The sequence below is a fragment of the Anaerotruncus sp. 1XD42-93 genome (genome assembly GCF_009917605.1).
Taxonomy (GTDB): domain Bacteria; phylum Bacillota; class Clostridia; order Oscillospirales; family Ruminococcaceae; genus Anaerotruncus.
Map to the genome: position 1 here is coordinate 21,944 of NZ_QZEG01000017.1, position 12,743 is coordinate 34,686.

Sequence of the window (12,743 nt, forward strand, 5' to 3'; positions counted from 1 at the left end):
ACAATCGGGCAAATCTTCACAGGCATTGAGAAACCGGATAGCAAACACTATCCGGTTTCTGTGCTTATAGTCTTTTAATATTTGTCGTCGGCCATCATCACCGGGTCCATTCTGACCTCCTGCGCCCTTGGAGCATAGCTGTCCTGCACGCCATTGGTCTCCCGGAGTTTGAACTGCCCGACCAGACCTTTGAGGATCTGGGCCTGGCTGGAGAGTTCCTCGCTGGATGCTGCGCTTTCCTCCGCCGTAGCGGAGTTGGTCTGCACAACGCTGGAAATCTGCTCCATTCCGAGGTTCACCTGCCCGATCGAAGCGGACTGCTCCGCAGCCGCCTCTGCAATGCGATCGACAATCCCGGAAACGGTCTGGGTGCTTTCCACCACCTTGACCAGCGATTCCGCTGTATCGTTGGCGATCTGGGTTCCCTTTTCCACCGCGGTTACCGCGCCCTGAATCAGCGTGGAAGTGTTCTTGGAAGCCTCTGCCGACTTGCTCGCAAGGTTGCGGACCTCATCTGCAACAACCGCAAAACCCTTGCCCGCCGCGCCTGCACGAGCGGCTTCTACCGCAGCATTCAGCGCCAGAATATTGGTCTGGAACGCAATGTCCTCGATCGTCTTGATAATCTTGCCGATCTCCGACGATTTCTTGCCGATCTCATCCATCGCTGAAATCATCGACTTCATCTGCTCGTTGCAAACCTGGGTTTCCTCACCGGCCTCATTGGATTTGTCACGCGCTTCCGCCGCATTCTGTGCGGTCTGCTGCACCTGATCCAGAATTGCTGCAACCGTTGCCGCCAGCTCTTCAACCGAAGCAGCCTGCTCGGTAGCACCCTGCGACAACGCCTGCGCGCCGGAGGACATCTGCTCGCTTCCTGCTGTCACCTGATCGGCAGAAGCATTGATCTGGCTGAGTGCACTGCTCAATCTGCGGTTCATCTTGCGGATTGACAGCAGAACGCCTTCGAACTCTCCAACGTAGCTCTCTTCCGCTCTGGTTTTGATCGCGAAATTTCCGCTTGCCATCTCTTCCAGGATGTATTTCATATCGGTAACAATCCGGTTGAGGGTCTGGGTCATCTCCATAAATGTCCTGGAAAGGACGCCAATTTCATCCTCGGATGAAACCTGAAGCTGAACGTTCAGCTTGCCGGCTGCAATATCCCTTGCAGCTGACACGATGCCATCTACCGGCCCAAGCACTCTCCTGAGCAGAAGAATGATGGTGAAAATAATCAAAACGAGTGCAAGCGCTGCAAGCGCTACCATCCAGAAAGTTGTGACGACGATAGATTCGTTAATATCTTCTGTCTCTACCGCTGTCAGCGACCACCATGTTTTGTCCGCAGCTTTAAGCGGGGTGAAAAACCGGGTAACCTTCCGACCGTCCTCACGGGTCGTCTCGATCTGGAAAGCCTCGCTCTGTTTCATCATGCTCAGCATGGCAGAGAGTTCCTCGGTGTCCGGGGTAAAGTCCGCGAGCGTCTGGCCGCTTCCCGCAGTAGGGTCGCTGTCGTAGATAACCAGCCCTGAGCTGTCGAAAATGGTAGCATACATGCTGGGATAGGTCTCACTGGTGGTATCAATCCGGTCAAAATTCCTGATCCGGATGTCAGCCGAGATAACACCCCATATCTCATTGTTATAAACAATCGGGCTTGCATAAGAAACGATCTGATCCCCATTATATTCATATGGACTAGTCACAGACGGGATTTTGGAGGTCATCGCAAGCTGATAGTCATCCAGCGCTGAATAGCTCTGGTAGGTACCCAGGGAAGGGATTTTTCCATCCCCAATCGTTTCAGATGCATAAAAGCTGTAATCGCGTATATTGCTCTGGAATTTATATGGCTCGAACATAACACCTATGCCGACTATATCCTGGCTGGATATTGCGCCTGTACGAGCGGTTTCACGCAGATAAAGCTCGATGTCATAAGTGATAGGATTGAGTACTGCGTTGTAAATCTGGCTCTGGCAGAGCGCAATCGCCGCAGGGTCAGTTGGGACTGTGACCTGTGCCTTATCCGCAGTTTTTGCGGAATCGTACGCCCGCTGCAGATAGCTCTGCATATCTGCCACAACCGTTTCCGCCTCATCCAGAATGGATTGTATCTGCATGGAATTGTACTTGGAAATCGCCATCAGTTCCCCATAGGTCGCAGTCGAAATCGCCGCTTTGGACAGAGAAATCGTGATTGCAATCAGAATGACCAGAATCACCGTTAGAACGCTGCCGATCGTCAGGGCGAGCTTTGGCGCCAGCTTCAGTTTTTTTAACATCGTTAAGCCTCCTCTAAAATATATCTGCAAAAAACACCGCTTACGAAATCATGCTGCCCTCTCTCTGCGAGCGACGAAGTTTGAACTTGGCCACGAGATTCTTGAGCATCTGCGCCTGCTGGGAGAGTTCTTCACTTGCTGCCGCACTTTGCTCTGCTGTAGCAGAGTTTGTCTGCACAACGCTGGAAATCTGATCCACCCCGACTGTAACCTGCTCGATCGCATTAGACTGCTCCGCAGCCGCAGCTGCGATCTGATCTACGAGATGGGAAACTGTCTGTGCGCTTTCCACTACTTTGGAAAGCGACTCTGCTGTATCGTTCGCAATCTGTGTCCCCTTATGTACCGCTTTGACCGAGCCTTCGATCAGCGCCGAAGTGCTCTTGGAGGCCTCTGCCGATTTGCTCGCCAGGTTGCGCACCTCATCCGCAACAACCGCGAAGCCTTTTCCTGCCACCCCCGCGCGGGCAGCCTCTACCGCAGCGTTCAGCGCCAGAATGTTGGTCTGGAACGCGATATCCTCGATCGTTTTGATGATGTTCCCAATCTCGGTCGATTTGTGTTCGATCTCGTTCATCGCCGAGATCATCTCCTGCATCTGCCGGTTGCAGACCTCGGTTTCCTTGCCCGAATCGATCGAACGGACGTGGGCCTCTTCCGCGTTCTGGGCGGTTTCCCGCACCTGGCGCAGGATGTCGGCAATGGTTGCGGCCAGCTCCTCTGTGGAAGAAGCCTGTTCGGTCGTCCCCTGTGAGAGCGCCTGTGCGCCTACCGAAACCTGCTCCGAACCGGAAGCAACCTGCTCGGCACTCCCGTCGATCCGCAGCAGTGTAGCCGTGAGCTGCTCCATAATCTTGTACATCGAAGCCGCAAGGGGCTGGAAATCTCCAATGTATAAATGTTGAGAATTGCTCTCAATCTCAAAGTTTCCATCGGCCATCTCACCGAGTCCCCAGCCCATGTCCGTGATGATATCGCGCGTGGTGGAAACAATCTTTTCGGTTGCCTCCGCGAGGATGCCTGTTTCGTCCTTCTTTTTGATCTGGGGAATAGGGGAATGCATATCCCCTTCTGCCAGTGCCCGCAGGCGGTCCGCACACTGTTTAATCGGCACCCCGATCCCGTTGGCCAGCCTGTATGCAATAACCGACGCCACAACCACCGAAACCAGCAGCAAAAGACCGGTGCAGATGATCGCGAGATTGGTGGAACCCAGAAAATCCGCCTGCGGCGCAGTGAGGCCGATGCTCCAGCCGTTGGTTCCCGCTGTTCCCGGGATAGGAGCATAGGCGGAAAATTTTCGGACCCCGTTGATTACATACGAGTCAAATCCGCTTTCCCCCTGCCGCATTTTGGTATGAATCTGTGCAAGCGATTTGAGGGAGGCGTCGCTTTGCGCCTCCTTCTCAATGTTCTGCACCATGATCGTCTCTATTGTGTTGTCAGCGATGGTCATTCCATCCGCATTGATCGCATAGGCGGCACTGTGCTCGCTGATATTTACTTTGGATACGATATCATTCAAAAAAGTTTCCGGCGGCACAAAATAGACCACCCCTACCACTTTGCTGCCCGGGACGCCGCCTTCCCAGAGCGGCGCAGACACAATAATCGAAATCTTTCCGGTGGTCCTGCTCAGGAGCGGGTCAGAAATACAGGTATTGCCCTGCATCGACTTGTTAAAGTAATCGCGGTCGGAATAGTCTGTACCGTCAAAAATGCTTTTTCCATCTGTACCGATGATATTGCCTCTTATAAATCCATGCGCTTCACACCACTGGTTGATGATCTCCTGTTTGGCTTGCGCACCCTGGGAAAAATCCGCCAGCCTTGCAACCGCGCCTGCATCTGTTGCAACATTCGCGTAGGAGATCAGCTCCTGCTCCACCCGCACCGCAGCGATCTGCGCGGTTTCACCCATCGTCTGTTCCAACAGCGTCCTGCTGCTGATATAGGTGAGGCTGACGCTTGTCAGGCCCAATATGGACAAAAGAACCAGTACCGTCATCAGCATATAAAAGAGTATCTTTCCCCGTATGCTTTTCATTGTAAATTCCTCCCCCGCGATGTCCTGCCTCGGGGATCTTTGCGACAATCGGAACACCGCTCTTTCCGCAAACAACTCCCAGCCTGCCAGCGCCGACAGGCGGCGTGCTCTTAAAATGGTTTTGTCTTCCAGCCGCAAGCTTTCCATTTTCAGCACCCGCACAGGCAAACAATCTGTTCTCTTGGGATTATAGCACATAGATGGGCAAAATAGCAATAGCGATTGCATAATTTGTTCAATCAAAACGATCATATAAGATAAAAAAACAGTAGAAAGTTACAAAATTATATATGATTTAACGCTTTCCAGCCCAGATAGGCTCCCAGAAAAAAACAGCGGCAGCGCCCCAGGTGGGAATCGCTGCCGCTTCCTTGCCCTTTCTGGGCGGAACTTTTGGAAAAAACCGTTGTCTGATTCTCCCAAAAGATGCAGAACCGCTCTCAAAGCCCTGGGAACCCGTCCGGTCCCACCGGATACCCATTGGTGGCCAGTTCGAGCCAGATGTAATTGATCCGCTTTCCTTCCGCCGACCGGGAGCCGTGTGGGGTGTTTGCTTCGGTATATGAGAGCGAACCCGGCCCCAGATCCTGCTCATCCCCGCCCGCAATGTAGGTGAACGAGCCATCCGGCAGGACGTAGTACCACTGCACCAGATGTTTATGGACATGTTCCCCGATGAAGGTGGGACCCATCCCCTCATTCCAGCCCATGCTCCAGCGGCCGCAGGCCCTGCCTTCGATAAGCAGACGGGATGTCACATTCGAGCCAGCATCCCCGGTGAACCCCTCGGTATACTGGACGCACTGGTCAAAATTGCGGAACCGCGGCAGCTTGATGCACCAGTTGGCCATCGTTTCCCGGTCGTAGTCGTTCAGGCCGCCTACGATGTGCAGGAAATGCAGGTCCTGCGCACCCGCATGGAGCGCGACCTTTTCCCGGTCGTAGTCAGGGACGAAGACCCCCTGCTCGATATTCCAGCTCTGGGTTTCGGTGCGGACAAAACCGGTCTGGTTGGTGAAGAAAAACATCTGGATTTTCTCGCGGAAGGGGAAGAGCGGCGGCTCCCAGACACAGCCCGCCTTCAGGGTGCATTCAAACAGTTTGGCTTCCTCGTTGGCTTCCGGCATCAGCGGCTGACGGGACAGACCATTTCCATCGAACCGGTGCTGGACCGAGCCCCCTTGCAACAGACGGATTTTACTCATATGATCCTCTCCTTTCCCGAATCTCTCAGTCATAGGCCCGGTTGAGCGTGTACCAAACATGATGGATGCGCCCATCCGGCCCGCATTCGAAACGGAACCGGCTCCCATGCGGGATGTATGCAATGTCCCCTTCTCTGAGCGCGGCCTCCTCCTCATCGACCCACAGGGTACAGCCGGCCTGTTCCAGGCAGAGGATAAACTGGTCATAGGTGGGGAGCATATCCTCCGCGACCTTCGAAGCGCCGGGCTGGGCCGGCCGGAACAGTCCCATGTTGTTCGCGCCCAGCTTCCGGTTCTCGATCAGCACGAACGCCCGGGTATTGGCGCCTTCCGCGTCGATGGTGCGCATCGTGTGTTCCCATGCCTGTGAGAACGGCCGGAAGCGCGGAAAAACCATGTGGCTCTTGCCGATCTGGTTACAGTCCTCCTCGTTCATCCGGCTGACAATCCGGATACATTCGAGAGGCTGGCTTCCCGCCTGAATGGCGACCTCCTCCCTGTCAAAATCCGGGACGAATAAAGACGGCTCGGTGATGCTGAACGCCTGTGTTGGGGTGGCCACATACCCGCCCGCTCCGAGGAAAAGGAACATCTGCGTCACTGCCGGACGCGGGAACAGGGGCGGCTTCCAGGCGTATCCGGCCTGTATGGTGCAGCGGAAGAGTTCTGCACGATCACAGGCCCCAGCGAGGACCGGGACCTCTTCGACCGGCCCCTGCTGGTTCCCGGCGGATTTTTTGCTGACCTGAATCATAAGCGAAAACCTCACTTTCTCAGCCGGACGCCAACCGTTTGTTTTTGGTGCCCGGACGTGGTATACTGTTAAGAACCCGTATTCACAACCATTCGACACCGCCTGAGCGGGTCTTTGGCTGGCCTGCCGCGTTGAAAAATCTTGCAATACACAAAGTATTGTCTGCGTTTTTTCGCCTTGCAGGGCAGCAAAATCCCTCGCCCATCCGGCATCCTCTGATTATGAATACAGGTTCTAAGACAATAAAATGATATGGAATCCATATAAAGGAGCGGAGTGTGGATGACCCAGCAGGACATCGAAATTTTTTTCGCGGTGGTGGAGAAGCGCAACCTTTCCAAAGCGGCCAGCGCCCTCTATATGTCGCAGTCCACCCTTAGCCATCGGCTGGGGATGCTGGAAAAAGAGCTGAATGCAACCCTGTTCATCCGCCACAAGGGGCACCGCACCCTTGAGCTGACCCCCTATGGACGGGACTTCGTGCGGATTGCCGAGCGTTGGATGGCGCTTTGGGCGGAAGCGCAGGACCTGCACACAATGCATGGGAGCCACACCTTCTATATCGGGGCGGTGGCCAGCCTGATCCAGTACCTGTTCCCCTATCTCCTGCAGGAAATCTTCCGGAAGGAACAGAGCCAGATCCGCCTGATGGTCAAGTCGATGCAGTCGGCCGCGCTCTACCCCGCGCTGGAAAACCGGGAGATCGACCTCGGATTTTCGGTGCTGCCGTCGTTTTACAGCAATGTCATCAACCAGCCGCTGCTCAGCGAAGAAAACGTGCTGATGGTGCAGAGCGGTTCCCCGCTGCCGCCGGGGGAATATGGGCCGGATGTCCATCCCAGCGAGCTGGACCCCACTAAGGAAATCCTGTTCCAGTACCATCAGGACTACCGGCACTGGCGCAACTACTGGTTCGGGTACTATGCCGACCCGGCGATCGGGCTGGGGGATGCGCTGCTGGTCAAGGACTTCTTCTCAACCCCCACCGACTGCTGGTGTGTTGCACCGGTCTCAATGGCGCTGGAAATCCAGCGTTCATGCAAGGTTTCCATCCACCGGCTTACCAACCCACCGCCGCCCCGCACCTGCTACCTGCTGACCCACCGGATTCCGCGCACTGGTTATGAAGCAAGCATGGAGCTGTTCATGGATTACCTGGACCGGTTTCTCCGGAACGAAGCGGCAGCGGGGCACCTTCAGATGCTCACCTGACCGCGGCGCGCAGCGCGCAGGTGGCCTCCACGTCGAGGGTGCAGATGCCGTCGCTGTCCCGGTTGACGGCCACTTTATACTGGTCGCGGGCCGCTTCGACCGAGACATACCCGTCCGCTACATCGTCGAGCACCTTTTCGGGCGGGCGGCGGAGCGGGTCCCCATAGCCGCCCGAGCCGGGCGTCAGCGCGACAAGGATTTCCCCCTTTTCCATCCGGTTGCCGGTGCTCTTGCCCGGGAGCCGGGTGCGCGCCCCATCCATCTCCCGGAAGAACGCGCCGGTCGCGCCATCCCTGCCGCCCTCCAGGCCATAGGGGGCGAACTTCTGCCGGTCGCCGGTTGCCTTGCACTGGATACCGTCGAGCAGCATCTCAAATTCGCGGTCGATCCCAAGCCCTCCGCGGAACTCGCCTGCCCCGCCGCTGTCGGTGCGCAGGCTGTACTTTTTAATCATGAGGATCGGGAATTCGGTCTCCATCGCCTCGATCGGCATGTTGGAGGTGTTGGTCATGTGGACCTGCACCGCGCTCAGACCGTCGGCGTGCCTGCTCGCGCCCGAACCGCCTGCAATCGCCTCGTGGCAGATCAGGGTATTGCCCGGATGGCGCGGGTCCTCCCGGGTGAACACAGTGGTCTGACAGGTACTGTTGCAGCCTGCGAGCACCCGTTCGCTGGCGACCTCGGCCAGCGCGCCGAAGATCACATCGGGCAGCCGCTGGGCCGCGTTGATCGTGAGCCCCAGCGGGGCCGGGTCGATCGGGTTGACCAGCGAACCTTTTGGCGCGACCACCTCGAATACCCGGAAGATGCCGCTGGTGGCGGGGATATCCGCGCCGAACAGTGCCTTGAGCGAATAGAAGCAGGAGGCGAGCAGGGTGTTGTACGAGATGTTCAGCGGCGCCTTGAGCTGTTTGCAGGTTTTGCTGAAATCAAAGACGATGCTGTCGCCCGAGATGCGGATATCCACCGAGATGGTCTGCGGGTCAGGGCTGTTGTCGCCGCCGTCGTCCAGATAGTCGGTGTAAGAGTAGACCCCGTCCGCCACACTGGCGATCGCTGCCCGCAGCCGCCGCTCCGAGTAGTTTTGCAGCTCCTCCATACAGGCGGTCAGCCGGCTGCCATATTTGGCGAACGCCTCCTCCATCCGGCGCGCGCCCACCCGATTGGAGGAAATCTGGGCGGTCAGGTCGCCCTCCCGCTCCTCCCGGACGCGGGTGTTGCCCAGCAGCAGCTGGAACACATCCTCGTTGAGCTTCCCTTCGTTGCAGATGCGGATCACCGGGATACGGATGCCCTCCTGGAAGATGCTGTCAGCGTAGCTGGAGGTCGAGCCGGGAACCATGCCGCCGATGTCCGAATGATGGGCCATATTGACCACCCATCCGATGATTGCGCCGTCCCCAAAGACCGGCATTGCCACCACGATGTCGGGCAGATGGTTGCCGCCGCCGTGATAGGGGTCATTGCCGATGAACATATCGCCCGGACGGATTTTGGCCCGGTCGAAATGCTGGTAGATATAGGGGATAAAGGTGAGGAAGGCGTTCAGATGGATCGGCAGATAGTCCGCCTGCGCCACGAGATCCCCCTCCGGGCCTACCACCGCGGCAGAAACGTCCCGCCGCTCCTTGATGTTGGTGGAATAGGCGCTCTTGATGATCGAAAGGCAGGTTTCCTCCGCGATCGAGAGCATCAGGTTCCCCACGATTTCGACTGTAACCGGATCGACCGGACTCCGCTTTGTGCTCACTGTTCCTCGCCTCCCTTGTAATTGACATGCAGATTGAGGTACCCGTCGGTGAAGATGCTCCAGTGGGGCGGGATGACGGTTGTGCAGTCCATCTGCTCAATGATCATCGGGCCTTCCGCCTGCAGGCCGGGGACAAACCCGTCGCGGTGATAGACCGGCGTGGAGATGTAATCCTTCTCCCCGACAAACAGTACCTGCCGGATCTCCTGCGGCGCAGGCAGAGCCGCATCCGGCTCGAGCGGCTTGCAGACCAGAGCGGGTTTTTCGACCTCTCCGACCGCAGACAGCCGGAAGTTGACCAGCTGCACATGGAATGCCTCGTTGCTGTACCCAAAATTTTTCTCGTGCGCCGCATGGAACTGCCGGATTGCCTCCCCGAGAATCTCCTCAGTGACCGCAGGCTCCCGCAGCGGGATGTTGATTTCGTAGTTCTGCCGCTCATACCGCGCGTCCACCGAGGCGGAGAAGCTGCGCTGTGCGGCGGGGATTTTTTCCCGGTCGAGCAGGTCGCTGCCCTCTTCGATCATCTCCTGCAAAACCGCGTTGATCGCGGGGATGTTTTCGGGTTGGGCGAGCATGATGCGGGAACGTGAGAGGTCGAACCGGGTGTCGGCCATCAGAAGCCCGAGGCTGCAAAGGGTGCCGGGGTTGGGCGGAATCAGGACCTTCCGGATGCCCAGTTCCTCCGCGACCTCGCAAGCATGGAGCGGACCCGCGCCGCCAAATGCCATGAGTGCGAAGTCACGCGCGTCGTAGCCGCGCTCCACGCTGACGATCCGGATGGCGCGCATCATGTTTGAGTTCACGACGCTGATGATCCCGGCAGCGGCTTCCGGAAGGCTCAGGGAGGAACGGTCGCAGATGCAGGTCTGGATCGCCTGTTTCGCAAGCTCCAGATCGACCTCCATCCGCCCGCCCAGAATCTTCTTCTGGTTGAGCTTGCCGAGCAGGATGTTGGCGTCGGTGACACACGGGTTGACGCCCCCGCGCATATAGCAGGCCGGGCCCGGGGTCGCGCCCGCGCTCTGCGGCCCCACCTTGAGGGCGCCGCCCTCGTCGATCCTGGCGATCGAGCCGCCGCCCGCGCCCAGCGTGATGATGTCGATCATCGGGATACGGGCCGGATAGCCTTCGACCAGCCGTTCGTTGCTCAGTTGGGGCTTTCCGTCCTCAATCAGGCTGACGTCGATGCTGGTGCCGCCCATGTCGAAGGTGATGATGTTCGGCAGGCCGCACAGCCCGCCCAGATAGGCTGCGCCGATCACGCCTGCCGACGGGCCGGAAACCGCGGTCTTGATCGGACAGTCGATCGTTTCGCTGATCGAGATGATCGAGCCGTTCGACTGGGTGACATACGGGCTGACCTTGACCCCGACCTTTTTGACCGATTCCTCGAAGTGACGGACATACTCCTTCATGACCGGTCCCAGGTAGGCGTTCAGGGCGGTGGTGCTCATGCGGGAATACTCCCGGAACTCGTGGACCAGCTCGTGGGAAACCGAAACGTAAGCCTCCGGAAAATGCTCCCGGATCAGCTCCTTGAGGCGGTTTTCATGGACCGGGTTGAGGTAGCTGAACAGGGTGCAGACCGCGATTGCCTGTACCTTTTGTTTTTTCAGATAGCGGATCACCCGGATGGCAGCCCGCTCGTCGAGCGGGGTTTTGACCGAGCCGTCGCAGAGGATGCGCTCGGGTACCTCGCATTTCAAACCTGCGGGGACGATGCTCTGTGCCTTGGGGCGGAGCAGGTCGTAAAGATTGGGACGCTTCTGCCAGCCGATCTCCATCAGGTCCTTGAGGCCCTCGGTGGTGATGATCCCGATGCGCGCGCCCTTCTTTTCGATCAGAGCATTGGTTGCCACTGTGGTACCATGCGCCAGGTAGGAAATCTGCTCCGCCTGCATTCCGAGCAGTCCAAGCAGCGTCTCGATGCCGGTTACGATCGCCTGGGACGGGTCCTGTGGGGTGGAACTGAGCTTGTAGTTGAAAATCTGCTCGGTTTGGGTGTTGAACACGGACAGGTCGGTAAAGGTACCGCCAACATCCACACCTATCATGTAACTCATGGCTGTATCACCTTTCTTTCCATCTTGAAATCCTGTTTCATATCTGCCGCCCTCCGTTCGGGGAGCTTTTTTACTTGCAACATGCGCTTCACAGGAGAACGCGTTGCGTACCCTGTGGGGTGCGCTCAAAGGCTCTGCCTTTGGAAACCGCAGCCTTTGAACAGGCTGGCGAAACGTTGTAATGGATATGAAACAGAGGGGGTTCTTCCTGATTTTGGGCGCAAAAAGCGGAGGCCGACGCAGCAGCCGACCTCCGCCGGTGCAAAACTCGATCTTTCAACAGAGTTTTTGTCCCATTGTCTGGTTATCCAGTCAGGATTTCATTGCTGCCGCATAGGCGATCAGCTCCGGATCGTTGAAGAAGGATTCTTCCTCAAGCTGGGTATAGAATCCCTGCATGTTTTCGATCCACTCGTTGCGGTCGATGTCGAGGAAGACTGCGCCTTCTTCGATCATCGTGGGGCGGTATGCTTCGAACTCCGCATAGCATTTTTCGTTGTACTCGTCCGCAGCCTCCTGCGCGCAGTCAAGCATGATCTGCTGCTGCTCGGGGCTGAGCGAGAGAAACGCCTCGTTTGACATGACGATGCAGTCGAGCGGGTACTGGAAGTTGACTTCCGCGATATAGGGCGCATAGAGGTGGAACTTGGAGGTTGAGAACGACTCGCTGCTCGTCTCGCCCGCATTGACAACCCCCTGCATCAGCGCTTCGGGATACTCGTTAAAGCCGATCTGGTTGACGGTGCCGCCCCAATACTGGAACATCTTCGCCTGGAGCGGGATGTTTGCGACCCGGAATTTTTTTCCTTTGAGATTTTCCGGATGGGTGATGTCCTCGGTGGAGATCAGCACGCGGGGCAGACGGACAAACTCATAGTTCAGGACCTTGAGGTTCGCGTCGTTTGCGAGTGAATCCAGCATCCCCTGTCCCTTTTCAGACGCCATGAATTCAAGTACCGAGTCCGCATCCTCGAACAGGAACGGGACCGACAGGATGCCGAGGTCGTTGCACCAGGTGGAATAGGAGTCGAGCGCGGTGGCAACGCCGCCCTGGTTGTTTGCCATCGTCGCTTCGATCTGTGCGGTGCCGTTGCCGAGCTGGCTGGCCGGATACCATTCGCAGACTACCGCGCCGTTGGTGCGCTCGGTGACATTGGCGCAGAACTTTTCCATCACAACGCTGCCGAGCTTGTCCGGCGCGCTCGAGTTGCCGAATTTCAGCGTAATCGGTTTTTCCGGTGTGGGGCCTGCTGCCTCAGGCTGGCTGGCCGGAGCCGGCTCACTGGGTGCAGCCGCCGAGCTGGCGGGCTGGCTGGGAGCCGGTGCGCTGCTCGCGCTCGAGGAACCGCCGCAGCCGCTGAGGGCGGCGCCTGTTAAGCAAAGTGCCAACAACAGGGATAGTGCCTTTTTCATAAGAATAT

At 57.4% G+C, this 12,743-nt stretch carries 8 protein-coding genes; 1 reads left to right on the forward strand and 7 read right to left on the reverse strand.

The features are described 5' to 3' along the window. Positions 1-74 precede the first annotated feature (74 nt). The 4 genes from D5269_RS18555 to D5269_RS08460 form a co-directional block, all read right to left on the reverse strand. The gene (locus tag D5269_RS18555; protein WP_016315707.1) at positions 75-2,288 is read right to left on the reverse strand and encodes a methyl-accepting chemotaxis protein; all 2,214 of its coding nucleotides are present in this window, start codon (positions 2,286-2,288) and stop codon (positions 75-77) included. Between the two features lie 40 nt (positions 2,289-2,328). After that, positions 2,329-4,335 (reverse strand): methyl-accepting chemotaxis protein, encoded by a 2,007-nt coding sequence (locus tag D5269_RS08450; RefSeq protein WP_120485020.1) that lies wholly within the window; start codon positions 4,333-4,335, stop codon positions 2,329-2,331. Positions 4,336-4,775: 440 nt separating this feature from the next. Continuing rightward, entirely contained in the window at positions 4,776-5,540 is a 765-nt protein-coding gene (locus D5269_RS08455; RefSeq protein ID WP_158604917.1) for a cupin domain-containing protein, read from the reverse strand. A 25-nt stretch (positions 5,541-5,565) separates the two neighbouring features. Further along, entirely contained in the window at positions 5,566-6,294 is a 729-nt protein-coding gene (locus tag D5269_RS08460) for a cupin domain-containing protein (protein WP_158604918.1), read from the reverse strand. Positions 6,295-6,576: 282 nt separating this feature from the next. Between D5269_RS08460 and D5269_RS08465 the strand changes: the two genes are divergently transcribed. After that, the gene (locus D5269_RS08465; RefSeq protein WP_120485009.1) at positions 6,577-7,506 is read left to right on the forward strand and encodes a LysR family transcriptional regulator; all 930 of its coding nucleotides are present in this window, start codon (positions 6,577-6,579) and stop codon (positions 7,504-7,506) included. Here the strand turns inward: D5269_RS08465 and D5269_RS08470 are convergent. The 3 genes from D5269_RS08470 to D5269_RS08480 all read right to left on the reverse strand — a co-directional run bounded on the left by D5269_RS08470 (position 7,499) and on the right by D5269_RS08480 (position 12,735). Continuing rightward, a complete protein-coding gene (locus D5269_RS08470; RefSeq protein WP_243126742.1) occupies positions 7,499-9,256 on the reverse strand; it encodes a hydantoinase B/oxoprolinase family protein in 1,758 nt (585 codons plus the stop codon). The two genes, D5269_RS08465 and D5269_RS08470, sit on opposite strands and share 8 nt — an antisense overlap. Next, the gene (locus D5269_RS08475) at positions 9,253-11,322 is read right to left on the reverse strand and encodes a hydantoinase/oxoprolinase family protein (RefSeq protein ID WP_120485022.1); all 2,070 of its coding nucleotides are present in this window, start codon (positions 11,320-11,322) and stop codon (positions 9,253-9,255) included. Before D5269_RS08475 ends, D5269_RS08470 begins: the two co-directional genes overlap by 4 nt. Before the next feature lie 312 nt (positions 11,323-11,634). After that, positions 11,635-12,735 carry a TRAP transporter substrate-binding protein gene (locus D5269_RS08480; RefSeq protein ID WP_120485010.1) on the reverse strand — a complete coding sequence of 367 codons (1,101 nt, stop codon included), beginning with the start codon at positions 12,733-12,735 and terminating at the stop codon, positions 11,635-11,637. Positions 12,736-12,743 lie beyond the last annotated feature (8 nt).